Annotated in this window: 18 protein-coding genes; 12 read left to right on the forward strand and 6 right to left on the reverse strand. The window is 45.4% G+C overall.

Going from position 1 to position 26,316, the window contains the following annotated elements; translation table 11 throughout:
- The first annotated feature begins 503 nt into the window (after positions 1-503).
- A complete protein-coding gene (locus tag IDJ76_RS11125) occupies positions 504-1,355 on the forward strand; it encodes a DUF2911 domain-containing protein (RefSeq protein WP_191163388.1) in 852 nt (283 codons plus the stop codon).
- 105 nt (positions 1,356-1,460) lie between these two features.
- Here the strand turns inward: IDJ76_RS11125 and IDJ76_RS11130 are convergent, their stop codons facing one another.
- The 3 genes from IDJ76_RS11130 to IDJ76_RS11140 form a co-directional block, all read right to left on the reverse strand.
- A complete protein-coding gene (locus tag IDJ76_RS11130; protein ID WP_191163389.1) occupies positions 1,461-3,167 on the reverse strand; it encodes a sodium:solute symporter in 1,707 nt (568 codons plus the stop codon).
- 111 nt (positions 3,168-3,278) lie between these two features.
- A complete protein-coding gene (locus IDJ76_RS11135) occupies positions 3,279-3,467 on the reverse strand; it encodes a hypothetical protein (protein WP_191163390.1) in 189 nt (62 codons plus the stop codon).
- Positions 3,468-3,533: 66 nt separating this feature from the next.
- Complete coding sequence (locus IDJ76_RS11140; protein WP_191163391.1) at positions 3,534-6,071, reverse strand: PIG-L family deacetylase; 2,538 nt, start codon at positions 6,069-6,071, stop codon at positions 3,534-3,536.
- 199 nt (positions 6,072-6,270) lie between these two features.
- Between IDJ76_RS11140 and IDJ76_RS11145 the strand changes: the two genes are divergently transcribed.
- Genes IDJ76_RS11145 through IDJ76_RS11160 form a run of 4 tightly spaced genes read left to right on the forward strand, consistent with a single transcriptional unit; the run spans position 6,271 to position 10,883 of the window.
- Positions 6,271-6,900: a TetR/AcrR family transcriptional regulator gene (locus tag IDJ76_RS11145; protein WP_191163392.1), complete on the forward strand. Its 630-nt coding sequence runs from the start codon at positions 6,271-6,273 to the stop codon at positions 6,898-6,900.
- A gap of 25 nt (positions 6,901-6,925) precedes the next feature.
- Complete coding sequence (locus IDJ76_RS11150; RefSeq protein ID WP_224746287.1) at positions 6,926-8,266, forward strand: TolC family protein; 1,341 nt, start codon at positions 6,926-6,928, stop codon at positions 8,264-8,266.
- A 17-nt stretch (positions 8,267-8,283) separates the two neighbouring features.
- Positions 8,284-9,336, forward strand: a complete 1,053-nt coding sequence (locus tag IDJ76_RS11155) for an HlyD family secretion protein (protein ID WP_191163394.1) — start codon at positions 8,284-8,286, stop codon at positions 9,334-9,336.
- Between the two features lie 5 nt (positions 9,337-9,341).
- Positions 9,342-10,883 (forward strand): DHA2 family efflux MFS transporter permease subunit, encoded by a 1,542-nt coding sequence (locus IDJ76_RS11160; RefSeq protein ID WP_191163395.1) that lies wholly within the window; start codon positions 9,342-9,344, stop codon positions 10,881-10,883.
- 219 nt (positions 10,884-11,102) lie between these two features.
- Here the strand turns inward: IDJ76_RS11160 and IDJ76_RS11165 are convergent, their stop codons facing one another.
- From IDJ76_RS11165 to IDJ76_RS11175, 3 genes are all read right to left on the reverse strand, one after another.
- On the reverse strand, positions 11,103-11,687 hold the full coding sequence (locus tag IDJ76_RS11165) for a carboxymuconolactone decarboxylase family protein (RefSeq protein WP_191163396.1): 585 nt from the start codon (positions 11,685-11,687) through the stop codon (positions 11,103-11,105).
- Positions 11,688-11,774: 87 nt separating this feature from the next.
- Positions 11,775-12,320 carry a peroxiredoxin gene (locus IDJ76_RS11170; protein ID WP_191163397.1) on the reverse strand — a complete coding sequence of 182 codons (546 nt, stop codon included), beginning with the start codon at positions 12,318-12,320 and terminating at the stop codon, positions 11,775-11,777.
- 160 nt (positions 12,321-12,480) lie between these two features.
- Entirely contained in the window at positions 12,481-13,047 is a 567-nt protein-coding gene (locus IDJ76_RS11175; protein WP_191163398.1) for a biliverdin-producing heme oxygenase, read from the reverse strand.
- A 210-nt stretch (positions 13,048-13,257) separates the two neighbouring features.
- On the opposite strand from IDJ76_RS11175, the gene IDJ76_RS11180 reads away from it, so the two are divergent.
- From IDJ76_RS11180 to rpiA, 7 genes are all read left to right on the forward strand, one after another.
- Complete coding sequence (locus IDJ76_RS11180) at positions 13,258-15,639, forward strand: glycoside hydrolase family 3 C-terminal domain-containing protein (protein ID WP_191163399.1); 2,382 nt, start codon at positions 13,258-13,260, stop codon at positions 15,637-15,639.
- A gap of 18 nt (positions 15,640-15,657) precedes the next feature.
- Positions 15,658-17,988 carry a glycoside hydrolase family 3 protein gene (locus IDJ76_RS11185; RefSeq protein ID WP_191163400.1) on the forward strand — a complete coding sequence of 777 codons (2,331 nt, stop codon included), beginning with the start codon at positions 15,658-15,660 and terminating at the stop codon, positions 17,986-17,988.
- Positions 17,989-18,383: 395 nt separating this feature from the next.
- A complete protein-coding gene (locus IDJ76_RS11190) occupies positions 18,384-19,916 on the forward strand; it encodes a carboxylesterase/lipase family protein (protein ID WP_191163401.1) in 1,533 nt (510 codons plus the stop codon).
- A gap of 85 nt (positions 19,917-20,001) precedes the next feature.
- On the forward strand, positions 20,002-22,416 hold the full coding sequence (locus tag IDJ76_RS11195; RefSeq protein ID WP_191163402.1) for an alpha-L-rhamnosidase-related protein: 2,415 nt from the start codon (positions 20,002-20,004) through the stop codon (positions 22,414-22,416).
- Between the two features lie 282 nt (positions 22,417-22,698).
- On the forward strand, positions 22,699-23,454 hold the full coding sequence (locus IDJ76_RS11200) for an ROK family protein (protein WP_191163403.1): 756 nt from the start codon (positions 22,699-22,701) through the stop codon (positions 23,452-23,454).
- 21 nt (positions 23,455-23,475) lie between these two features.
- Entirely contained in the window at positions 23,476-25,482 is a 2,007-nt protein-coding gene (tkt, locus tag IDJ76_RS11205) for a transketolase (protein WP_191163404.1), read from the forward strand.
- 92 nt (positions 25,483-25,574) lie between these two features.
- Positions 25,575-26,270 (forward strand): ribose 5-phosphate isomerase A, encoded by a 696-nt coding sequence (gene rpiA, locus IDJ76_RS11210; RefSeq protein WP_191163405.1) that lies wholly within the window; start codon positions 25,575-25,577, stop codon positions 26,268-26,270.
- Positions 26,271-26,316 lie beyond the last annotated feature (46 nt).

The raw sequence follows: 26,316 nt of genomic DNA on the forward strand, positions 1-26,316 counted from the left end.
GGTAACTTGCAATTTCTGTTGCTGTTGGGAGGTTAATCCAATAATTACCCAACCGGTAATGGCGCAAGCATTAGAATTAAACAGTTTATCTCATCCATCAGGCAGCATTACAGATTATTCGCGGTCTTGCTGGAACCCTCCAAAAGTTTAATTAAGGTTCATTATGGCGGTATTTATTTACCGTAAAGTATAATCTTTAATAAACAGTCTAATTAAAAAATCATGAAAAAATTTATTTTCATCACAATGATGATGATGTTCTCTATATGCGCAGTTTCATCAGCAAATACACCTTGCTGCAATAGTAAAATGAATAAGTGCACAAAATGTATTAAAACCTGCTCAAAACCAACTTGTTTAGAAACATGCGGTAAGGGATGTAAATCATCAGAGATATGTAAACATACCTGTAGTTAACGATAGAAGCCGGGTTGATAGCCCGGCTTTTCTATTTCATTAAAAATTCATTCAACAATTATTACCTTAGTGGTAAAATTCGACCAATGAAAAAACGCTTTATATACCTGTGCATAATGTTAATGGCGTGCGCCACTTTAAAAACATACGCTCAGGAGCCCCGCATACCCGAAGCAAGCTCTACCCAAACGATAATTCAGGATTTTGGCCTGGGGAAGATCACGATCACCTACTCGCGCCCAAATGTAAAGGGCCGCAAAATATTCGGTGGTATTAACCCGTACGGCGAAGTTTGGCGCACCGGTGCCAATGCTGCAACCACCATTAGTTTTAGCGAAAATGTAATTGTTGAAGGTAATAAGGTACCCATGGGTACGTATGCTTTATTCAGCATCCCCGGCGAAAAGGAATGGACCATTATTCTGAATAAAACCGCAAAGCAATGGGGTGCCTACAGCTACAAACAATCAGATGATTTGCTGCGCTTTAAAGTAAAACCTATTGATGTAAAAGAAAAACGCGAATCGCTGACCATGCAGTTTGCAAACTCGACCACTAAAAGCACCGACTTGTATATCGTTTGGGACCACACCGGCGTGCCTATCCATATGCAAACTGATGATGATTTGCAAATTACTGCCAACATTGAGAAGTTAATGCAGGGCGACGTTAAAAAACGCCCCTATTTTAATGCTATACAGTATTATTATGAAAACGATAAAGACCTGAATAAAGCGATGACCTGGGCCTTAGAAGCCGAAAAACTGGAACCTAAAGGCCCCTGGTACAAATTATGGAAGGCCCGCATTCAGTTAAAAATGGGTAAAAAGGCCGAGGCTATTGCAACCGCGCAGGAAGGCGTACGTTTAGCAAAGGAAAGCAATGATGATGAATACGTTCGTTTAAACGAAGCGGTGATAGGGCAGGCAAAAAACTAAGAGCGTATATTTACAATATATGGAGGCGCAAGAAACTGCGCCTCCTTTTTTTGTATATTTTTTTTGCGATAAGAAGGGTTCTATCATAGTACGCAATGCAGTTAATCAGGCTTCGGTTTTAGGTGCAGGTAAGTTTGGCTTACTGAAGATTGTAAAAATCCCCGCGATGATGATCACCCCGAAACAGCCGATAGCATTTAACCACAGATAGGCTACAGCGTTGTAATAACCCATCACACAGATGATCACCTCGGTAATTACCGCAGCTATGAATACCGATGTGCCGTTAATACGTTTAATGTAAAAGGCCACCACAAATACCCCCAAAATGGTTCCGTAAATGTATGACCCTAACTGGTTAACGGCTTCTAACAAGTTGCCAATTTTGCTGGCATAAAGCGCCATAGCAATACAAACCAGTCCCCAGAATATGGTGGCCAATCGGGATGCGACCACGTAGCTTTTATCAGCGGCGTTGGGGTTAATGATGCGCCTGTAAAAATCTATCACACTGGTTGATGCCAGTGAGTTGAGCCCACTTGCCGTCGAGCCCATAGAAGCCAGGAATATAATGGCGATTAATAAGCCTATTAATCCCTTTGGCAGGTAATGCGTAACAAAAGTGAGGAATACGTAATTGGTATCATCCACATTAGCCTTCTCATTATTCTTTTTAATTACCGCTATGGCATCCTGCCGGATAATGCCCGACTGCACATTGGCCAACTTTAAGGCGTCCTTAGCGCGCGCGACGTTTTCCGGGTTATTGCTGTCGATGGCTTTAGACAGTTCATCAGCCTTGATCCTTTTCTGTTTAAACGCCTCGGTGTACTGGCGCTCCAGGTAATTAAATTGCGGGGCGTAGGTGCTTTTCTTCACCTGCTCTACCTCATAATTATTAAAGAATACCGGCGGCCTGTTAAATTGATAGAAGCTAAATACCAGCACGCCAACCAGCAAGATCAAAAACTGCATAGGGATCTTCAACAGGCCGTTCATGATCAGCCCCAGGCGGCTTTGGCCAACGGTGCTGCCGGTTAGGTATCGCCCAACCTGGCTTTGATCTGTACCGAAGTAGGATAGCTGTAAAAAGAAGCCGCCGATAATGCCGCTCCAGATGTTATATCGGTTATCCGGGTCAAACTTCCAGTCGATAATATTCATGCGGCCCAGGTTGCCAGCTATTTTGATGGATTTGATAAAGCCGACATCTGCAGGCATCAGCATGACCACAAACAGACCAGCCAGGAACATGCCCGAAAAAATGATAGACATTTGCAGCAGTTGCGTGTACGATACCGCCTTTGAGCCGCCGTAAACCGTATAGAATAACACCAGCCCGCCTATAAATAGCGTGGTGTAAGTAGTGTTAATATGTAAGATACCCGATAGAATGATTGATGGCGCATAGATGGTGATACCGGTAGACAGCCCCCGCTGGATCAAAAATAACAGGGAGGTTAAGGTTCGGGTTTTCAGATCAAAGCGTTGCTCTAAAAACTCATACGCGGTATAAACTTTTAATTTATGGAAAATGGGCACAAAAGTTACGCATAGCACAATCATGGCCAGCGGCAACCCGAAATAGAACTGTACAAAGCGCATCCCATCGCCATAGGCCTGGCCGGGTGCTGAAAGGAAGGTAATGGCGCTTGCCTGGGTGGCCATTACCGATAGGCCCACATGATACCACGGTAACGAGCGGCTGCCCAGATATTGATCGATGTTTTTGTTACTGCCGCTTTTAAAAACACCGTATAACACGATAGCCAGCAGGGTGCCGCCTAAAACTATCCAATCGGTTAAGCTCATTCAAATGATTTGGTAATGAGCCAAAATACAAAAATTAAAAAAACCAGCCACACGACAACCATGCCGTAAAACTGGTTCCAGTTACGTATAAAAGACGGGAGACTATTGTCCTCAGACGTTTTCACGGCCTTTCACCAAAAACTTAATGAAAATGGCTGCAGTAAGTAAACCGAACACACCACCTACCGGGATCCAGATAAAACCTCTTTCAATAATTGCGCCTACAAACATGCCGCTAACCAAAGCGATGAGGTAAAATATGTAATCGTAATTTTCTTTTTCTTCGTGATGATGTGACATAGTATGTAGTATTAAATATGTGGTTGCAAATTTATATTATTAAACGGTTGATGCCTAATGCAAATATTACTTTTTAGGTTTGCTCAACAAATTGATAAAAAGGCGGTAAGCACCCGGTACTCCGGCGGGCAATTCCCTAAAGAATACCAGTGAGGTGTACACATAGCGGCCTTTACCGTAATCGGCAACAATGAGCGAGCCATTTTGTGCCGATTGCCCGGGATCATTCATCTGTAAAGGCGCCTTATATAGCGGGTCGATGTTGTTGACCATGTAAACGCTGCGTTCCTGTACCCAGCCTTTAAAATCATCGGCGGTTATTTTGTTAGGGTAATTTAAAACAGGGTTTGTAGCATCAAAAATGGTAACCGGTGCATCCTCATTAGTAACCCGTTCATTCACTACCCTAAACGGATACGGGCCCAATTGCTGCGTAACCAGTCCGTTATTGTTATTATATTGTACCACTAACACGCCACCATTTTTTACATACTCCAACAGTTTTGGCTGCTCGTACGACAAACGCTCGTTCACGTTATAAGCCCGCACACCGGTAACGATGGCATCATAGCCGGATAGATCGGTGTTCAGCACCTCGTTTTCTGATAATACGTGCACCTCGTAACCTACCTGTTGTAAAGCCTCGGGCACCAGGTCGCCGGCACCGGCTATGTAGCCAATGCGCTTGCCTTCGGTTTTAATATCAAGGTTAACCAGTTTGGCTTGCGCCGGCGGGAATAAAGTGATAGTCGGGATGTGCTGATAGCGGATCTGCTGTAAGCCTAACGAGGATGTTTGCCCGTTAGCCGAAACCACCGCTTCTAAAACAGCGGTATTGGTTTTGCCATTGGCAGGCGTAACGCTGAATGCTACAGACCATTCATCGCCCTTTTTCTTTCCCGTAAAATCAATCTTGGCGGGGCTGATCTTCCACCCCTCAACAGGTTTCAGGCTGATGCTCCCCGATGTATTTGTAAAGCTTTTGAGCTTTACCTGCACGGTTTGCGTCTGAATGTTATTATAGATATAAACCTTATTCTGGATATCAGCAGTTACGGGCGGGGCTATAACCAGCGGCTGATAAACCTCGCCACGGGCAGGGTCAGTATATTTGTAAACTAATTTACGGTCGTAACTGATCTCTTTACCGGCAATCGTGAAGGTATAGGTAACTTTGGGAGCGTCGGGGTTTTCCGGGTTGCCAACTTTAAGGTCGTCGTTAATTTTATAAGCGCCGATGCCATGCGGTGATTCCATCCAGTAAGGTTGGGTTATTTTATCGGCTACAGGAGCTTCCTTATCAACAAAAGTATAACTCGTTAATTTATTCGATTCGAGAATCAAACCGTGTGGGGTAGTAACCTTTCTTAGTATACCATTTCCGGGATTAATTTCTAATGCGCTTACGGGAAGAGTATTAGGCGTATAAATTTGAGCAACAATTTCAATTTTCTCCCCTAATGCATACGATGGTTCTTTAGCATAAGCCTCAAACCACAAACCCGCACAAGCAGCAATCAGATCTTTCAATTCTTTAGTCTTTTGCTTATGCCAGTATTCGTAATCTGCGGCGGCTGTGGCGGTTAAGCGTACGGTCTGTAAAGCTTTGTCGGTACCGATGGTTAGGTCTACCTTATTCAATAGCGCCACCAAAGCTGGTACTGAGGCCTGAGGTGCATCACTGCTAAAGTTTTTGCTGATTGCGTTGATCTCTGCGGTTAATGCCTCGCCTTTTGGCACACGTGCCCATGTGGTGGTTACGCCGTCCATTAGGTCGGTTTTAGGGGCATCGCCTAAAATGGTTTTAAAGTATTCAAAGGCATCGCCGCGTTGTTTGGCACTGCCAAAGCCCTGTGTTTTATGGCTGCTGCGGCTTTCGGCAGCTATTTCTCCGTAGCCTTTACCTAACAGCGAATTGTAGCCGCCTACATTGATCTTAAACTGATCTGGCGAGGTGGTATTGGTGTTGCCAAAATTAAAGGTGTTCCACAACAGGCGTTTGGCTTGCCAAACCTGCACATATTTTAACTGCTCCGGGTATTTTTTTGGGTCAGCAGCTGCGCTGAAAGCTTCCTGCGCTAATATGGCCGATGCCGTATGGTTACCGTGGCCGCCCTCGCCCGTTGTAGGGAAGCGGCAGATCATCACATCGGGCCTGAACTGACGGATCACCCATACCATGTCACCCAATACTTTATCCTTGTCCCAAAACTTCAAAGTCTCCTCTGGCGTTTTAGAAAATCCAAAATCATTTACGCGGCTAAAAAATTGCTCCGCACCATCTATCCGGCGGGCGGCCAATAATTCCTGCGTGCGGGTCAGTCCCAATAATTCGCCCTGCTCGGTGCCTATCAGGTTTTGCCCGCCGTCGCCACGGGTCAAACTCAAATAGCCGGTGCGGTAATGTTTCTCTTGCGCCAGGTAAGCTAAAAGGCGCGTGTTCTCATCGTCCGGGTGTGCGGCTATATAAAGTACGCTGCCTAAAACATTTAATTTTTTAAGGTTTTGCTGTATGGTACCTATGTCTGTAGGCGGCGCAGTTTGGGCAAATGCCGTATAGCAAAACAGAATACCGGTAAGAATTAAGGGCAGGGAGCGCTTCATATCAGCAAATATATTGTAAAGATGTATTGCGCCATACGGGTAGCCACAATATTATATCACACTAAAATAATATTTCATCAGTTTTTTTAATCAATCGATTGATTTTTTTGTTTATCAGTCAATGTCTTACAAATTACTGACAATCAAAATTTAAATTAATCAATCGTTTGATTAATTTTGCACCGCAATGAATCAGACAATGGAAAAAGATAAGACAGATAAAAAGGATCATATCCTGGATGTTGCTGAAAAAGTTTTTGCGGAATTAGGTTACGACGGTGCTTCTACCAGGTTAATATCCGGCGAGGCCGGTGTGAATATGGCTATGCTTAATTATTACTTCGGCAGTAAAGAGGGCGTATTCCTGGCCATTTTTGAAAGACGGATTGCTACGTTTCAATCTTCATTATTAGCGATAGGCAATGACGATACTGCTAATACCTGGGATAAACTGGATATGTATGTAGATAGTTATGTAGAGCGGGTGGTGAACAATAACTGTTTTCATATTATGCTTAACAGGGAAATCTCGAAATCTAAGAAAACAGATATGACCGATCAGATCACTACAATCATTATGAAGAATGTTACTGTTTTTCAGGATATCATCGCAACCGGCATCAAAACAGGCGAGTTTAATAAAGATGTTGATCAGCAGCTGTTAGTAGCAACCATTTTCGGTACTAAAAACTATTTGATCAATACACCCCACATATCGTCGCGCGTAATTGGTTACGATGTTATGGAGCAAGATAACCAAGAAAAACTATTGAAGCCGCGTTTAAAAACCTATCTGAAAAAACTGTTAAAAGCTTATTTACAAAATTAAAATGACAACAATAAATAATAGCCCTTTGAAACCTTATCTCAACAAAAGAACCGTCGGGGCCGCGGGCAGTATTGCTATGCTACTCATAGTTATGCTGTTTACAACCCCCGCCGCCGCTCAGGACCGAATCATCACTCTTGACGAAGCTGTAAAGCTTGGATTGGAAAACAGTAAAACCTTAAAGCTTTCGCAATCGCGTATTGACCAGGCCGTATCCCGGTTTGAGCAGGCTAAAGACCAGGCATTGCCCAGTGCATCTGCCAGCTTTGGTTATAACCGCGCGCAGATCCCGGCTAACAAATTAGCATTTGGCCAGGAAAGCTTAGTGTTACCGACCAGTGCTAACGCCTATTTAGGTACGGTATCAATAAACCAGGTGATATGGGCAGGTAACAAATTACGTTACGCCCGCGAATCAACCAACCTGCTTACCCAGGTAGCCCGCTTAGATGCCGTGAATGATAAAGATCAGATCAAGTACATGGTTATCAACTCATACTATAACCTTTATAAAGTGCTGCAAAGCAAAAAGGTTGTTGAGGCCAACATTGCTACCATTGATGCACAGATCAAACAATCGCAGCGCTTTTTTGACCAGGGGCTGGTTACCAAGAACGATGTGCTGCGTTTCCAACTGCAACGCTCAAACATCGAGCTGAACGGTATAGATCTGGAAAATAATCGTCGCATCATTAACTATAATATGAATATCCTTTTGGGCCTACCTGAGAATACCCAGCTAACCATCGCACAGATTGTAGAGCCAAACCACGATGCCGCACCGTTAGCTAACTATTTGGATACGGCCATGGCTAACCGCCCCGAATTGCAACAATTAGATTTGCGTACCCAGGCTGCAGAAACGAATATCAAAAGCATCAAGGCCAACTTATCGCCTACCCTTTCGGCAGCGGGCAGTGCTTATTATGTGGGCATATCGGCCAACCCGATACCTAAGAGCGGTAATTTTATTACCCCAATATCATTAGGCCTAACGCTGGGCTGGAATTTTGGTAACCTATGGACTAACAAGAATAAGGTAAATGAGGCCCGCCTGCAACGCGAGGAGGTGATCATTAACAAAGGCATCACTGCAGATAATGTGAGGAATGATGTAAATCAAAGCTACCAAAATTATAAAGCCGCTCTGGATAAGATCACCTTACTGCAAACCTCTATTAACCAGGCACAGGAAAACAACCGGATCCTGGAATCGAAATACAAAAGCAACATATCATCGGCCACAGACCGCGCAGATGCGCAAACCTTGCTTTACCAGGCGCAAATTAATTTGGAGTTGGCAAAAGCCGATGCCGGTTTAGCGTACTACACATTAATAAAATCAACAGGAAAACTTAACAAATAATTACAATAAATACAGCAATGGCAACACAAGAAACAGAAACCAAAAAGAAACCAAACAGAGTCCTGCCGATTATCCTTGGGATAGTTTTGTTAGGCGGTATTATTTTTGGTGTAAAAGAATATATATACTTCAGCAAGCACGTTGATACAGATGATGCCCAGATAGATGGCGACATTAGCCCGGTTGTAGCGCGCGTTGGCGGTTACGTTGACAGCATTATGTTTGAAGAGAACACTCACGTTAACGCAAACCAGCTTTTGGTGAGGATTGACGACCGCGATTACAAAGTAAAATTAGAGCAGGCCCAGGCCGCACAGGTGGGCGCAAGTGCGAATACCAATGTGGGCGAATCGCAAATAACAACTGCCGCTGCAAACTCGGCAAGTGCTAAGGCACAGGTTTCATCTGCAGCTGCAAGGTTAGAGAAAGTAGAGAAAGATTATGCCCGTTATGCCAACCTGGTTAAGGACGGATCTGTTACCCAGCAGCAGTTTGACCAAGCCAAAGCCGATCTGGATGTTGCCCGCGCAAACTATAACGCTGCAAAAGACCAATTCAAGGCTGCCGCACAACAAATTGCAACCAGCCGCAGCCAGTTAAAGGTGACTAATACCGGTATTGACCAAAAGAAAGTGGATATTGATTACGCTAAATTGCAATTAAGCTATACCAATGTAAAATCGCCGGCGAGCGGCATTGTTGCTAAAAAGAATGTACAGGTAGGCCAGCTGGTGCAGGCCGGTCAAACTTTGTTCGCTGTTGTGAACGATAACAGCCTTTACATTACCGCTAACTTTAAAGAAACGCAACTGGATAAGATTAAGAACGGGCAAAAGGTTGACTTAAAGGTTGATGCTTATCCTGAACTTAAGGTAGAAGGTACAGTTTATAATTTTTCGCCTGCTACAGGTGCTAAATTCTCTTTACTACCGCCGGATAATGCCACCGGTAACTTTGTTAAGGTTGTACAACGCATCCCTGTTAAAATTAAATTATCAGGCAGCAAAGAAGAACTTGCGAAACTGCGCCCGGGTATGAGCGTTGATGTTTCGGTAATTACAAAAGACTAAATAAAATGGCTGAAACTGGCTTTAAAAAATGGATCATTACCATTACGGTAATCATGGCATCGCTGCTTGAGCTGATCGATACAACTATTGTAAACGTTGCTATACCTAAAATACAGGGTTACCTTGGTGCAACGCTTGAGGACATAGCGTGGGTGGTTACCGGTTATGCCGTTGCAAACGTTATCATCCTGCCTATGTCGGGCTGGTTGGGCGGGCGCTTTGGCCGTAAACAATACTTTCTTACGTCCATAATTGTATTTACAATAGCATCTTTCCTTTGCGGCAATGCTACATCGCTGGAAGAATTGGTGATATTCCGTATCCTGCAGGGACTTGCCGGTGGTGGCTTGATATCTACCGGGCAAACCATTTTGATAGAGACCTGGCCGCGTGAGCAAATTGGAACAGCAACCGCGTTATTTGGTTTAGGTGCGGTTGTAGGGCCTACGGTTGGCCCTACCATTGGCGGCTGGATCACGGAAACCTATACCTGGCAGTGGATATTCTATGTAAATATCCCGGTTGGTGTATTGGCTATATTCCTCACTTACACGTTTATCAACGAGACGCCCAAATCCGAGAAAAAGCCCATCGACTGGTGGGGTATTGGTTTGCTTGCTGTAGCTGTAGGTAGTTTACAAACTATATTAGAAAAAGGTGAATCGGAAGACTGGTTTTCAAAAACCTATATTCTGATACTGACTGTAACCGCTGTGATAGGCGTGATCCTGTTTATATGGCGCGAATTAAGTACCGACCACCCGATTGTAAACTTTAGTATCATGCGGCACCGGAGTTTTTCCGTCGGGATGTTTACCTCCTTTATCCTTGGGTTTGGATTATATGGTTCCGTATTCGTATTCCCGGTGTTCTGTCAAAACCTGCTGGGCTTTAACGCGCAGCAAACAGGCGAATTACTATTCCCCGGTGGTTTATGTACTATATTTATGATGCCGTTTATTGGTAAGATGCTGAATAAAGGCGTTCCTGCGCAGTTTATGGCTACGGGCGGTATGTTCCTGTTCTTTGTATTTACCTGGATGCTGAGCAATTCGACCCTGGCAACCGGAGAGAAAGATGTGTTGGTTCCGTTATTGATCCGTGGTGTAGGGATGGCTTTATTATTTGTGCCATTGACCACATTAGCAATGGCCGACCTGAAAGGGCCGGAAATTGGACAAGGATCGGGCTTAAACAATATGATGCGTCAATTAGGCGGTTCATTTGGTATCGCAGCTTTGACTACCATTATCCACATCCGCCAGGGTTTTCACCGCAGTACATTAATAGAGCATGTTAACCCATACAATCCTGCATTTACCGAACGCTTACATATGCTAACACAAGGCTTTGTAGCTAAAGGTAAATCGGTACTGGATGCCACACACATGGCCTATGGCGCTATTGAAGGCACGGTTATCAGGCAAACTATGCTTTTAACGTACGATGATGCTTACTGGATCTCGGGTTTGGTCATGCTATTCTCTATACCATTGCTGTATCTGCAGCCGTTTAAAAAATTAAAAGCGGTTACAGACGCTCACTAAAAGCAAAAGCCGTTCTGCTATAATAGCGGAACGGCTTTCTCCAAAAAAATCAACAATTAAATTTGTAATCCCCCCTGGGTTCACAAAAAGTTTAGGTGTAGATATTATGTAACAGGGGTTAGTAGTAATCTTAAGCTATAAAATTAATGGTTTTAATTTAACAAAGCCAAATTTTATATCATATTATTTTACACAACCTTGGTAATATTTTACAGCAGGTTAAAAAATAACCTTCCCGGTTGCTGTAACCAGCGATGCAATGCGCACGGCATCAAAAATTCTTTCCTCGGTTGCCCCTAATTTTATTAATGAATCTTCGTGTGCATTTACGCACATTTCGCAGCCGTTAACGGCCGATATGGCTAAACTCATCAGTTCAAAAAATTCTTTACCCGTTACCGGCTTCATCATCAGTTGCATGCGGATCCGTGCTGGTATTTGAGTGTACTTCTCTTTTTGCGTAAAATGACGAAAACGGTAAAAAATATTGTTTGATGCCAGTAATGACGCGCAGCCTACAGCCTCAGCAATATCTGCGGCAGTAGCACCTTGCTCTTCGGCGTATTTGGTATAGTAGCCTATTAGCGGCTCGTTGGTATTATTAATGGCAGTGCTCAGGCCTAATAAGGCGCATTCCCTGTTATCCAGGTGTGCGGAGGTAAGCGTGCTGGTAAAGTTCAGTTTAAAGTCGCGCAGGTAGCGCGATTCGCCTTTTTCCAGTAAGGTAAGGCTTGATGTGCGGTAAGCGGTGTCCACGCCGATGGCTTGTAACAGTTCTTGTATGATCTCGGTACTCTCGTTCATGAATGTAGATATGAAAATGTGCAGATTTCAGATGTGCAGATGTTGCTAATTTGCACATCTGCAAATTCGAAATCTGCACATCGATACTTACGCGTTTAAAGTCTCCTGGCCTTTTTCCCAGTTGCAAGGGCAAAGCTCATCGGTTTGTAAACCATCCAGTACACGTAAAACTTCTTTAACATTACGGCCAACGCTCAGGTCGTTCACACATACCCAGCGGATAATGCCTGTCGGGTCGATAATGAAAGTAGCACGATAAGCAACCTTTTCGTTTGGCTCTAAAATGCCCAGGTCTTCTGCTAATGATTTTGAAGTATCGGCCAGCATCGGGAATTTAAGGTCACGCAGATCGTCGTGGTCACGTCTCCAGGCTGCGTGTACAAACTCGCTGTCTGTAGATGCGCCGATCAGGCGGGTTTCGCGGTCACGAAACTCACCGAAGTTTTTGTTGAACTCAGCAATTTCAGTCGGGCACACGAAAGTGAAATCTTTTGGCCACCAGAACATTACCGTCCAAACGTTATCGTCATTAACCAAATAGTCTGATGTTATTGTTTCAAACTCTTTGCCTTTTTCAAGGTTTGTTACCGCTATTTTAGAAAATTGAGGGAATTGTTGTCCTATTGTTAACATAGTGATTGTTTTATTAAAGTTTATGCAACAAAGGTATGGTTTTAATGAATGCAGATTTATTCAAAATATCTATTGGACATAGATAAAATCTATATTATAAGTATCTGATATTGAGAGATGCTATTTAATTATGAACAGCTGGTCTAACAAATGCAACCTTTTACGTAGCGCTTTTTTCAAACCAATCACCAAACTTCAGGAAGGTTTGGTTAGCGGCGGCTATCACAACGGCTTCCTGCTCGGGGTTGGTTGCCTGGTAGTTCAGTGTTTCTTTAAAGGTATCCCACATTTGTTCGGTGCGGTCTCCGTAGCTGGTAAAGAATGACAATCCCCCGCCATTTAAGCCCAAATGCTGCTGCATCATTTTACTGATGATCTTACCGCCAAGGGTAGATCCTTCGATTACATACAGGGCGCCCAATGCCTGTAAATGGCTATGCAGTGTCGGCAATGAATCACCGGTTGCCTTTTCAGGAGTGGTGCTGCCCAAAAATTCCAGATCGTCGGCAAGCGACTGTGTTTTCCGGCGCTCGGTGCTATCCGGTAAAAGCGTTGGGTCTATCACTTTATTGATCTCTGTTTCCAGTCCGCCAAAATAACTGTAGAACAACTTTAACAAAGCGGCATATTCTTCCTTTGAGCGTATTGATCTTAATTTCCCTACAAGCACCTTTTCCAGTTGCTGATGATTGCTTTTGGTTTGTTCTTTTAATTTATCTGATAGCATGTGTTTGTGGTCTGTTGTAAAGGTTATCAATTATAGCTGATAAAAAATAAATATCAGCTAAATGCTTAAAACCTTGTTATTTAAAATAAAAGTATATACTATTGTGTACTGTTGACACAAAGCCATTCAGGCGCTGTCTGCACAAAACCAATTATTATAGCATGAGGCCCACAGGCTTTATGAACAAACCGCTTAATGCATAAAGTGTTTATGAAAAAAAATTACCCCTCGGCCCCGGCTATCGCTATGGTCATTATCACCTGCCTGCTGCAGGTAACAAGTTACGCGCAAACAAAAAAACGCGTAGTGCAACTAAACGCTAACAATGCCAAACAAGTAGTGGCTGCCATGACTTTGGAAGAAAAAGCCAAACTGGTAGTAGGTATGGGTTTTAAAATGCCCGGTATGCCAACGCCTACCCCAAAACAAATGAAAGAAGGGATTGACATTGGCGGCTTTAAACTGCCCCCTTCAGATCCGGACGCATATAATATACCGGAAAAAGTGCCGGGAGCCGCGGGCCGAACACATGCCATCCCCCGCTTAGGCATCCCGTCTATCACTGTAGCCGATGGCCCCGCAGGCGTACGCATCTCCCCAAAACGTGGTGGGAAAGATTCTTTAAAAACTTATTATGCAACTGCATGGCCGGTAGCTACGTTACTGGCATCGTCATGGGATACCGCTTTGGTGCGCCAGGTTGGTGTAGCCTTCGGTAACGAAGTACGCGAGTACGGTGTAGATGTTTTATTGGCACCGGGCTTAAACATTCACCGCAACCCGCTTGGCGGCCGTAATTTTGAGTATTATTCAGAAGACCCATTGGTATCCGGCCGGATGACTGCTGCCATCGTTAATGGTATTCAAAGCAATGGTGTGGGTACATCCATCAAACACTTTGTAGCCAATAATCAGGAAACTAACCGTAATAGCATCAACACCGTGGTAAGCGAACGCGCCATGCGCGAGCTATATCTGAAAGGTTTCGAGATTGGTATCAAAGGTGCACAACCTTGGACAGTAATGTCGTCATACAACAAACTGCAGGGGGTGTACACATCAGAAAGACGCGACCTGCTGACTACCATCCTGCGTGGCGAATGGGGCTTTAAAGGCCTGGTGATGACCGATTGGTTTGGCGGTAAGGATGCCGTTGCACAAATGCACGCCGGGAATGATCTGCTGATGCCTGGCGGCCCGCAGCAGTCGGACGATATTGTGGCAGCTGTAAAAAGTGGCAAATTGCCGTTAGCCGACCTGAACACCAATGTTGAGCATATGCTGAACCTGATTGTAAAATCGCAATCATTTAAAAAGTATAACTATTCTGACGCGCCCGACTTGGCAGCACACGCTGCAGTTGCACGTATGGCCGCAGCAGAAGGCATGATTTTATTAAAAAATACCGACAAGGCCCTGCCGGTTAGCACCAACAAAAGCATTGCGGTATTTGGTAACACCTCTTATGATATAATTGCCGGCGGCAGTGGCAGCGGCGATGTGAATAAAGCGTACACTGTATCGTTAGTGCAGGGATTAACCAATGCCGGGTACAACGTCAATGAAAATCTTAAAAACAGCTATACCGCATACTTAACGGCTGCCAAGGCAAAACAGCCTAAAGCCCGTAATATTTTTATGCTGCCCCCACCGATACCAGAAATGGACCTGAATGGAATGGTAGAGAAGCAAGCAGATGATGCAGCGGCTGCGATCATTACCATTGGCCGTAACGCAGGCGAAGGCGCCGACCGTAAAATAGAGGGTGACTTTAATTTAAACAATGCCGAAAAGGCAATTATCCGGGTAATCGCCGACGCTTTTCATGCCAAGGGAAAAAAGGTGATCGTGGTGCTAAACATTGGCGGCGTTATTGAAACCGCCAGTTGGAAAGACAATGTAGATGCTATATTATTAGCGTGGCAGCCGGGCCTGGAAGCAGGCAACGCCATTGCCGATATCATTAGCGGTAAGGTAAACCCATCGGGTAAGCTGGCAACTACCTTCCCGGTTGATTATAACGAGATCGCCTCATCTAAAAACTTCCCGGGCCTGCCTGCAGATAAACCAACCGAGGTTACTTATGAAGAAGGCGTTTATGTGGGTTACCGGTTCTTCGATACATTTGATATCAAGCCGTCTTTTGAGTTTGGCTATGGCTTATCATACACCAACTTTAAATTCAGCAATTTAAAACTAAGTGCCCCAACTTTTACAGGCAGTATGGATATCAACGTGACAGTCACCAATACCGGTTCGGTAGCTGGTAAAGAGGTGGTACAGTTGTACCTGGGTGCCCCGGTTAAAACAATGGATAAGCCACAGGATGAATTAAAGGGCTTTGTTAAAACCAAACTGCTGGCACCCGGCGAATCGCAAACGGTTGGCTTCCGGATCCGCGCTACAGATCTGGCTTCATTCTATACAGATAAACAAGCCTGGATGGCGGATGCCGGTACCTACACGGTAAAGGTTGGTTCATCATCAAGAAACACCCAATCGGTTACATTTAACCTCGCCACAGATATTATTACCGAGAAAGTAAATAAAGTTTTAGTGCCGCAAGTACACATTAACGAGTTGAAGAAGTAAATTCAAATGCAAAGCATAATGAAAAGTAAATATTTATTGCTGATGGCATTGGTACCTGCCGTTGCATCGGCACAAACCAAATGGGCCGAAACGAAGAGCGGCGATGTGGTGAAGGTGACCAACAAAGGCGGCCAAACCATCGGCTACTCGGCAACATCGGGGGTTAAAGTGATAACCGCTGATGGGCTGGCCTTTAAAGACCTGAACAAGAACGGCAAACTGGATAAATATGAAGACTGGCGTTTGCCGGTGGATGTGCGGGCCAAAGACCTGGCCTCAAAAATGAGCGTGGAGCAAATTGGGGGCTTGATGCTGTATAGCCGCCACCAATCTATCCCAACCATGCCGGGCGGCCCCTTTGCAGGGTTTTACAACGGCAAGGCATTTGGCGAAAGCGGCGCGGCCGCTTCCGATCTTTCCGATCAGCAAAAGAAATTCTTAAAGGAGGATAACGTGCGCCACGTGCTCATCACATCGGTACAAAGCCCCGAAGTTGCCGCCAAATGGAACAACAACGCGCAGGCCTATGTAGAAGGTATTGGCCTGGGTATCCCTAATAATAATAGTTCAGATCCTCGGCATGGTACCGTGGCCAGTGCCGAGTTTAACGCCGGTGCAGGCGGTAACATTTCTATGTGGCCGGGTTCGTTAGGGTTAGCTGCCACGTTCGATCCTGCCGTTACACAAAATTTCGGCACCATAGCCGGGCAGGAATACCGTGCGCTGGGTATCGCAACCGCCTTGTCGCCACAGGTAGATATCGCAACCGACCCACGCTGGAACCGCGTAAGCGGCACCTTTGGCGAAGACCCGCAACTGGCCGCCGACATGGCACGGGCATATATCGATGGTTTCCAAACCTCCGCAGGTACAAAGGAAATTGCTAATGGCTGGGGATACAACAGTGTTAACGCCATGGTAAAACACTGGCCGGGCGGCGGCGCTGGCGAAGGTGGCCGCGATGCACATTACGGTTTTGGTAAATACGCGGTTTATCCGGGGAATAATTTTGCACAGCATTTTGTGCCGTTTACCCAGGGTGCATTTAAACTCAATGGTAAAACAGGGATGGCTGCTGCGGTAATGCCTTACTATACCATCAGCTTTAACCAGGATACCAAAAACCACGAAAACGTGGCTAACAACTACAACAAATACATCATTACCGATCTGCTGCGCAACAAGTACCATTACGACGGTGTGGTTTGTACCGACTGGCTGGTAACCGGCGACGAGACCGTGATCAATAGTTTTTTGTCGGGTAAATCATGGGGGATGGAAAAGGCGACTATTGCCGAACGCCATTACAAGATCCTGATGGCGGGCGTAGATCAGTTTGGTGGCAATAACGATTTGGCCCCGGTGATGGGTGCCTACCAGATGGGCGTTAAAGAACATGGCGAAGCGTTTATGCGCGCGCGTTTCGAACAATCGGCGGTGCGTTTGTTAAGGGGCATCTTCCGCACGGGTTTGTTCGAAAATCCATACCTGGATGGAGAGGAAACCAAAGCCACTGTTGGTAAGCCTGAATTTATGGCCGCGGGTTACCAAACACAATTAAAATCTATAGTGATGCTAAAAAACAAAGGCGGCGTATTGCCTTTGCAAAGCGGCAAAACGGTGTACGTGCCTAAACGGTTCACCCCCGCAGGCAAAAATTTCCTGGGTATACCGTATCCGGAAAAGAACGAATACCCGGTAAATATAGAAACCGTTAAAAAATACTTTAAGGTGACCGACAATCCGGATGAAGCCGATTATGCACTGGTATTCATTGCCAGCCCGATAGGCCACGGCGGGTATGATGCCGACGATGTTAAGAATGGCGGAAACGGCTATCTGCCGGTGTCTTTACAATACGGCAAGTACACTGCCGATAAAGCCCGCGCGGTAAGTTTGGCCGGTGGCGACCCTTTGGAGAAAACAACTAACCGCAGTTACAAGGGTAAGTCGGAAGTATCGACCAATGTAACCGACCTGGCGATGGTGAACGATACTTACGCCAAAATGAAGGGCAAACCGGTCATCGTATCTGTGAATATGAGCAACCCAATGGTTTTTGCCGAACTGGAAAAACAAGCCAGCGCTATCCTGACCGACTTTGGTGTGCAGGGCCAGGCTACCTTAGATATCCTGACCGGCAAAGCAGAACCATCGGCATTGTTACCATTGCAAATGCCATTAAATATGGACATAGTAGAAACCCAGTTTGAGGATGTACCGCATGATATGAAATGCTTTACCGATAGCGAAGGCCACACGTATGATTTTGGTTACGGCCTAAACTGGAAAGGCGTTATAAAAGATGCCCGCACCGCTAAATATGTAAAGGCATCGGCGAAGCCATAATTTGATAGTTTAGCTTCGACAACTTTTTAAAAGTTGTCGAAGCTTTATAGAATTTCTGTCAAAAAAACACATAAATTATAGAGATTTTTAAAGATTTGTTCTTTTTTTAGTTAAAAACAGGCGAAAATCAGCTTTCGCATTGCTAAATACGTCGTTGAAACAGTAATGTGATAGTCTGTTATTTTTACCACAGAGAACACAGAGATTTCACAAAGGGCACAGAGATTTAATAAACTTTGTGCTCTTAGTGGTTAAAGCAGATGCTATTAATTATTCTCTGTGGTAGAACGCGTGCTATGCTTTGTGCCCTCTGTGGTTAATCAATATTCTATTCTTTGGGTTCTCTTTGGTTAAAACATAAATAAAACCACATATATTTACATTAAACCTATTATATGAAACGCTTCCTGTCGCTGCTCACGCTCCTGTCAATCGGGCTATTTACTTATGCCCAGTCGTTTAAAGTTGTAAAAACGGATGCGGGGCCAATCTCGGGTACACAAAGCAGCGATGGCGTGGTACATATATTTAAAGGCATCCCCTTTGCCGCCCCACCCGTTGGCGATTTGCGCTGGAAGGCACCACAACCGGTTAAGCCCTGGGCAGATGTAAAGGCCTGTACCGAGTTTGCCAAAAGCCCCATGCAGGCCAAGCCTAACGAATTTGGCGTTTATACCCGGGAGTTCCTGATCAAAGATGAGCCGCTAAGCGAAGACTGCCTTTACCTGAATGTATGGACAGGCGCTAAAACAGCGGCAGAAAAACGCCCGGTTATCGTTTGGATCTATGGCGGCGGCTTTGTAAGCGGGGGCACCAATGTGCCTATTTATGATGGCGAAGCACTAGCCCGCAAAGGGGTGATATTGGTGAGCGTTGCCTATCGTGTTGGGATATTTGGATTCTTTGCACACCCGGAATTAACTAAAGAGTCGCCTAACCATGCATCCGGTAATTACGGGTTAATGGATCAACTGGCGGCATTAAAGTGGGTGCAAAAAAACATCGCAGCATTTGGCGGCAACCCCAATAATGTGACCATAGCCGGGCAGTCTGCCGGGTCGATGAGTGTAAATTATTTAGTGGCTTCACCTTTAACTAAAGGCTATTTTAATAAGGCAATAGCCGAAAGCGGTGCGCATATGTTACCCGGAAAAGGAAGCGGGGTTTCCTTAGCTGAAGCAGAAAAAGGTGGGGTATCAACCGCAACCGATCTGCATGCGGCTACCCTTGCTGATTTAAGAAAGCTACCGGCTGAAGAACTGCTTAAACAGAATAATTTCCGCCCTATAATTGATGGCCTCTTTTTACCGGAAGTGCCTGCGGATATTTTCGCATCGAATAAAGAGAACCAGGTACCTTTACTTACCGGTTGGAACGAAGACGACGCTTTTATCGGCACAGTAAAAAATGCTGCCGACTACACCGCAGGTATCAATAAGCGCTTTGGCGATAAGGCCCCGCAGGTTTTAAAACTCTATCCCGGGGCTACGGATGCCGACGCTGAAAGATCCCAGATCAGGATGTCGCGCGATGGAATGTTTGGCGTACAAAACTACAGCTGGGTAAATCAGCAAAGTGCCAAAGGTAAAACCAAGGTTTACCTGTACCGCTTTACCCGCCGCATGCCTGCTACCGAAGCGTTTAAAAAATATGGCGCGTTCCACACCGGCGAGGTGGGTTATGTATTCAATAACCTCAAATTTTTGAACCGCCCTTTTGAACAGGTAGACCAGCAACTGGCCGAAACCATCTCAAGCTATTGGGTGAATTTTGCCCGCACAGGCAACCCAAATGGCCCGGTCTTGCCTAACTGGCCGGAGTATAATACAACTACCGCTCAAACCATGATTCTTGGTGAGAAGCCTGCAGCCGTAACGCTACCCGATAAAGCCGCATTAGACTATACAGTGAAAGAGATTATGAAGTAAGCCGCTGTCAGCAATTAAGTTTCAAAAGGATGTTGCTTTGTGTAAACCTACTGTTTTTATAATAAATTGATTGTCAATTATTTAAATGATAAAGTTAGTGAAATATGTAAACCTTTGTAAACCCATTTTGGGGTTGGCAACAGGCCTGCTGTGCTTTCTTATCGTTAATCCTGCCCTATCACAAACCATCAATCCGGCTATTCTGAGTAGCCCCTGGAAAGCCCAATGGATAGCCGCACCCAACGAACCGGCTAAGGGATATGGGGTTTACAATTTCCGCAAACGTGTTGATCTGGCGGCGAAGCCGGCCAGGTTCATCATCCACGTATCGGCAGATAACCGGTACAAGCTCTATGTAAACGAACGCCTGGTATCATTAGGCCCTGCCCGTGGCGACCTCTATTATTGGAACTTCGAGACGGTTGACATAGCACCTTACCTATCGGCAGGGAAAAATACGATAGCGGCCATTGTATGGAATGAGGGTGATGTACGCGCCGAAGCCCAGATCTCTGACCGGACCGGTTTTATTCTGCAAGGGGACACCGAAGCGGAGGAAATACTAAATACCAATAAGACCTGGAAATGCATTCGTAACAAAGCTTATCAACCCCTTACGGGCATTGGCTACTCTACTTATTACGTGGCCGGGCCCGGCGAAATGGTGGATCAGCACCAAACCACAAAAGGGTGGATGGTAAATGACTTTGACGATAACAGCTGGCTAAATGCTTCGCGGATAGATAATGGCAACCCCAAAGGAACAGTCAATGCGTCCGGGTGGATGCTGGTACCATCATCATTACCACAAATGGAATTGAAAGGGCAACGTTTGGCTACCACGCGTTGGGCGAAGGGTATCACATTGCCGGCAGCTTTCCCGGCAACCAGGCAGGCGGTTACGATCTCGGCCAATACAACTGCTTCCATCCTGTTGGATCAATCCTACCTGACCAATGCCTACGTTACCCTCAACCTGAGTGGCGGCGACAAGGCAGGGATCTCGCTTACCTATGCCGAATCGCCGATGGTGAATGTGGGGAACACTTACCAGATGGTCAAACCTAACCGTAACGAGGTGGAAGGCTATAAATTTGTTGGCCGTAAGGATAGCATCACCGCCGACGGTACTACCAATCAAACCTTTACTACGCTGGCATTCCGTACCTTCAGGTATATACTGGTTAACATCACCACGCACGAGCAACCGCTGGTTATCGAAGACCTTTACGGCACTTTTACCGGCTACCCCTTCAAACAAAACGCAATGCTGCAAACCGCCAATCCCGAGCTGCAACAGATGCTGGATATAGGCTGGCGAACCGCCCGCTCCTGCGCGGTTGAAACCTACTTCGATTGCCCTTATTACGAACAATTGCAATACATTGGCGATGGGCGCATACAGGCACTGATATCTTACTATAATAGCGGCGACGACCGGCTGGCCCGTAGTGCCCTTAACCAAATGGATCACTCCCGCCTGGCAGAGGGTATCACTTTGAGCAGGCACCCGTCATCCACCCCGCAGATCATATCTACCTTTTCGCTATGGTATATTTCCATGCTGCATGATTATTGGATGTACCGCAACGATGCCGACTTTGTAAAAAACAAAATGGATGGTGTGCGGCAGGTGCTGGCCTTCTTCAGCAAATATCAGCAGGCCGACGGCTCCTTAAAAAACCCGCCCTACTGGCGATTTGTAGATTGGGTAGGTAACACAGGGTGGTTCTTTGGTCAGCCGCCAAAGGATGCAAACGGCAACTCGGCCATATTGGATATGCAGCTATTATGGACATACCGGCAAGCCGCCGAATTGGAGGCCCAATTAGGCTTGCCGGTTTACGCGCAAATGTACCGTGAAAAAGCGGCGCAGTTAAAGGCAACCATCCAAAAAAAGTATTGGGATGCCGGCAAAAAGCTTTACGCAGACACAAGGGACAAGCAAAGCTTTTCTCAACATGCTAACGCATTAGCCATTCTGAGCGGTATGGTAAGCGGCTCTGCATTGGCCCCCTTTGCTAAAAAGCTGGAAAAGGATACCGCTTTAACGCAGTGCACCATCTACTTTAAATACTACTTGCACCAAGCTTTGGTTAAAGGCGGCTTGGGTGACGACTACATGAACTGGATGGATGTTTGGCGCAACAACATCAAAATGGGCCTGACCACCTGGGCCGAGATCAGTGACCTGGAGCACGTACGGTCGGATTGCCATGCCTGGGGTGCCAGTCCTAATATTGAATTCTACCGTACCGTTTTAGGGATAGATAGCTATGCGCCCGGCTTTGCCAAAATAAAAATAGAACCGCACCTTGGCCAAATGCAATCCGCATCCGGCCAGATCCCTCATCCCAACGGAAAGGTAATTGTAAGTTATGCTAATATTGACGGCAAATGGCTGATGGACTTAACCCTGCCGGTTAAAACGACAGGTACCTTTGTTTGGAAAGGAAAAAGCTACCCTTTAAAAACTGGCAGGAACGCCTTGCGGATATAGAATTGGGATTGTTAGCCGATAACATAAATTCGCTTACTCCGTTTAAGTTTAGCCAATGTCATAAAAACAACTCATTTTAATCATCAAAAACCTTTTTTGTTATAAAGGGGTTACTATTGCATTGTTGCATCACAGCCAAACGAACTTGCATTAATTTGGCTGCTTTAACATAATTGATAGGGTGTTTAATATTATAGCTAAATAATATCTATTTAATATTAAAAATGTGATATTTACACCACAAACCTGAACGGACGTTCAAAAACATTTATCACCGTCTGCATGAAAACTATACCTGCTCAAGTAAAGATCCTTTCCATTGATATCGGTGGTTCCAGCATCAAAGCAACAATCCTTAACAATAAAGGCGAGCTTAAAATGGATTACAACAAAGTTGTAACGCCAAAGCCTGCCAATCCCGAAAGTGTTATTAAAGCCATTAAAGTGTTAGTAGAGAAATTCCCCGGGTACGATTACGTATCTGTTGGTTTCCCCGGTTATGTACGTAATGGGGTGGTTAAAACCGCACCTAATTTGGGCGACAGCTTTTGGAAGGATATTGATTTTCGTAAACAGTTGGAAGCTGCTTTAGGTAAACCAACACAAGTGGTTAATGATGCCGACATGCAGGGCCTTGGCGTGGTGAGCGGTAAGGGGCTGGAAATGGTAATCACCCTGGGTACCGGTTTTGGGACGGCTTTGCTAATGGACGGGCACCTGCTGCCACATTTAGAGATAGCACATCACCCGGTTTCAAAGGGGCGCGACTATGATGCATTCATTGGCGATAAAGCACTTGATGAGATAGGTGAAAAAAAATGGAATAAACGCATCCGTAAGGTTTTTAAGATCCTGAAAACAGTATTCAATTACGACACTTTATATATAGGCGGCGGCAATTCCGATCTGCTCGATTTTAAGTTGGATAAGAATATGAAAATAGTAACCAATGCCGATGGCATTAAAGGCGGGGCACGTTTGTGGCAGGAAGACAAGCACCCGGTTACGCATACAGCAATGGCCACACCATCAAAATAATTACCTTTCTTAATAAATACAATGGAGAAACAGAACCAAGAACTGGAAAAATTAGCAATAGATACCGTAAGGATACTTTCTGCTGATGCTGTACAAAAAGCAAATTCGGGCCACCCGGGCACGGCAATGGCTTTAGCACCAATGGGCCACGTATTGTGGACAAAGTTTTTAAATTATAACCCAAAGAACCCTGATTTTACAAACCGCGATAGGTTTATCTTGTCTGCAGGTCACGCTTGTATCTTACAATACAGCTTCTTGTATTTAACAGGTTACGATCTTTCTTTAGATGATATCAAGCAATTTCGCCAGTTAAACAGCAAAACGGCGGGCCACCCCGAATACGGATTGGCACCGGGCGTTGATGTAACTACCGGCCCGTTAGGCCAGGGTTTTGCAAATGGTGTTGGTTTTGCCATCGCTCAAAAGCATTTAGCTGCACGTTATAACAAGCCGGGATTTGACCTGTTTAATTATAATATCTATACCATCTGCAGTGATGGTGACATGATGGAAGGTGTAACATCTGAGGCGGCTTCATTAGCGGGCCACTTGCAATTGGGCAACCTGATCTATCTATATGATGATAACCACATTTCTATCGAAGGCAGTACGGATATTGCCTTTAATGAAGATGTATCCGCGCGTTTCCGTGCATACGGCTGGCAGGTGCAGGAGGTAGCAGATGTTAACGATACCCACGCTTTAGAGTTGGCATTGATCAACGCTAAAACCGAAACACAGAAACCATCATTGATCCGTGTTCGGTCATTGATCGCTTATGGCAGCCCAAATAAATCGGGCACTGCGGGCTCACACGGTTCGCCGCTGGGTGCTGATGAGATCAAACTAGTAAAAGAGTTCTTTGGTTTCGACCTTGAAAAATCATTCGAGGTGCCTGCCGAAGTATTAAAATACTACAACGAAAAAGGCGCACGTGGTGAAAAAACCGAAGCCAAATGGAACGAGCTTTTCGCAAAATACAAGGAGAAATTCCCTGAGTTAGCTGCCGAATACGAAGCTGCCTTTGCAGGCGAATTACCTAAAGGCTGGGCAGATAAGTTACCGGTATTTAAAGCATCCGACCCTAAAATGGCAACCCGCCAGGCATCTGGTAAAGTACTGAATGCGGTTGCAGCAAGCCTGCCAAACTTAATTGGTGGCGCGGCAGATCTGGCACCATCTACAGAAACTAATTTAAAAGAGTTTACCTCATTTACGTCGGAGAACAGGGCTGGCCGCAATTTCCACTTCGGGATCCGCGAGCATGCAATGGGTTCTGCATTAAACGGTATGGCCTTAACCAAAGGCGTGTTACCGTTTGGCGCAACATTCCTGCAATTCTCTGATTATATGCGCCCGCCGATCCGCTTGGCAGCCATCATGAAGATAAGCCCGATATTTGTTTACACCCATGATAGCATTGGTTTAGGCGAAGACGGTACTACGCACCAACCGGTAGAGCATTTAGCAACACTGCGCGTGATCCCTAATGTTACCGTTATCCGCCCGGCAGATGCTAACGAAACTGCATTTGCCTGGAAGGTTGCCATAGAGAAAAAAGGTGGCCCTACTGTATTGATCTTTACCCGCCAGGGTTTACCGATTTTAGATCAGGATAAATATGGCAAGGCAGAGAATTTAGAAAAAGGCGCATACGTTTTATCTGAAGCCAGCAAGGGTATCGACCTGATATTGATGGCGACAGGATCTGAAGTAGCCCTGATCATGGAAGCACAGGCTAAGTTAGAGGCCGAAGGGATCTCTACACGGGTTGTAAGTATGCCATCATGGGAGTTGTTTGAGCAACAGGATGCCGCTTACAAAGAATCGGTATTACCTAAAGCGAGCCGCAAACGTTTAGCCGTTGAAATGGCATCACCAATGGGATGGCATAAATATACCACCGACGAAGGCGATATGTTAGGCATGACCACCTTTGGTGAATCGGCCCCGGCAGAAGACCTGTACAAGCACTTTGGCTTCACGGTAGAAAACGTAGTTAAAAAGGCGAAAGCATTGTTGTAGATGTGAGATTTGAGATATGAGACGTGAGATGAGCTTCGATTGCTTATCTTTTTTCTCATATCTCCCATCTCATATCTCATATCTCTCGAAGAATGAGTTTAATCAACGATCTGGAATGGTCTGGCACCATTATAAACCGCACGGGTAAAGAAAGGGTAGCGCAACAAATTGCCGCGATGGTAAAGGATGGCGATATCCTGGGCGTTGGCTCGGGCTCTACGGTTTACATGGCGCTTTTAGCGATAGCCGAAAGGATCAAAACCGAAAAGCTAAGCGTGTTGGCTATCCCTACGTCGTTAGAGATCTCGATGTTTTGCAGCAAGCTGGGCATACCGCTGACTACCTTATTTGAGCACACGCCCACCTGGTTGTTTGACGGTGCCGATGAGGTTGACCCTAACAATAGTCTGATCAAAGGCCGTGGTGGGGCTATGTTTAAAGAAAAGTTATTAATAGCCAGCAGTCCGCTGAGTTACATCATAGTTGACGAAAGCAAAAAGGTTGATATCATAGGCTCAAACTTCCCTGTACCTATTGAAGTTTTCCCGCAGGCGTTACTACATGTAGAGGCCGGATTGAAAAAAATGGGTGCTAACAGCATCAAATTAAGGCCGGCTGTAGGAAAAGATGGCCCGATCATTACAGAGAATAATAACCTGATACTGGACTGCCGTTTCGATGCCATTGGCAAAACAATGGAGCGCGACATTAAAGCAATAACCGGTGTGATAGAAAGCGGCCTTTTTATGGGTTACGATCTGCAAATATTGATGGCTAAAAATGAATAGCCTTAAATTACATCGTTACAACACAATTAGGAGAATAGCGTTACAT

This window comes from Mucilaginibacter glaciei, from assembly GCF_014773245.1.
Lineage (GTDB): Bacteria > Bacteroidota > Bacteroidia > Sphingobacteriales > Sphingobacteriaceae > Mucilaginibacter > Mucilaginibacter glaciei.

Bases quoted from the DNA above. Each gene is read 5' to 3' on its own strand.
- IDJ76_RS11190 (WP_191163401.1), top strand. From the start codon at position 18,384: ATGAAACGCTTCCTGTCGCTGCTCACGCTCCTGTCAATCGGGCTATTT.
- IDJ76_RS11135 (WP_191163390.1), bottom strand. From the start codon at position 3,467: ATGTCACATCATCACGAAGAAAAAGAAAATTACGATTACATATTTTAC.
- IDJ76_RS11125 (WP_191163388.1), top strand. From the start codon at position 504: ATGAAAAAACGCTTTATATACCTGTGCATAATGTTAATGGCGTGCGCC.
- IDJ76_RS11140 (WP_191163391.1), bottom strand. From the start codon at position 6,071: ATGAAGCGCTCCCTGCCCTTAATTCTTACCGGTATTCTGTTTTGCTAT.
- IDJ76_RS11195 (WP_191163402.1), top strand. From the start codon at position 20,002: ATGATAAAGTTAGTGAAATATGTAAACCTTTGTAAACCCATTTTGGGG.
- tkt (WP_191163404.1), top strand. From the start codon at position 23,476: ATGGAGAAACAGAACCAAGAACTGGAAAAATTAGCAATAGATACCGTA.
- IDJ76_RS11175 (WP_191163398.1), bottom strand. From the start codon at position 13,047: ATGCTATCAGATAAATTAAAAGAACAAACCAAAAGCAATCATCAGCAA.
- IDJ76_RS11170 (WP_191163397.1), bottom strand. From the start codon at position 12,320: ATGTTAACAATAGGACAACAATTCCCTCAATTTTCTAAAATAGCGGTA.
- IDJ76_RS11160 (WP_191163395.1), top strand. From the start codon at position 9,342: ATGGCTGAAACTGGCTTTAAAAAATGGATCATTACCATTACGGTAATC.
- IDJ76_RS11130 (WP_191163389.1), bottom strand. From the start codon at position 3,167: ATGAGCTTAACCGATTGGATAGTTTTAGGCGGCACCCTGCTGGCTATC.
- IDJ76_RS11180 (WP_191163399.1), top strand. From the start codon at position 13,258: ATGAAAAAAAATTACCCCTCGGCCCCGGCTATCGCTATGGTCATTATC.
- IDJ76_RS11155 (WP_191163394.1), top strand. From the start codon at position 8,284: ATGGCAACACAAGAAACAGAAACCAAAAAGAAACCAAACAGAGTCCTG.
- IDJ76_RS11145 (WP_191163392.1), top strand. From the start codon at position 6,271: ATGGAAAAAGATAAGACAGATAAAAAGGATCATATCCTGGATGTTGCT.
- IDJ76_RS11185 (WP_191163400.1), top strand. From the start codon at position 15,658: ATGAAAAGTAAATATTTATTGCTGATGGCATTGGTACCTGCCGTTGCA.
- IDJ76_RS11165 (WP_191163396.1), bottom strand. From the start codon at position 11,687: ATGAACGAGAGTACCGAGATCATACAAGAACTGTTACAAGCCATCGGC.
- rpiA (WP_191163405.1), top strand. From the start codon at position 25,575: ATGAGTTTAATCAACGATCTGGAATGGTCTGGCACCATTATAAACCGC.
- IDJ76_RS11200 (WP_191163403.1), top strand. From the start codon at position 22,699: ATGAAAACTATACCTGCTCAAGTAAAGATCCTTTCCATTGATATCGGT.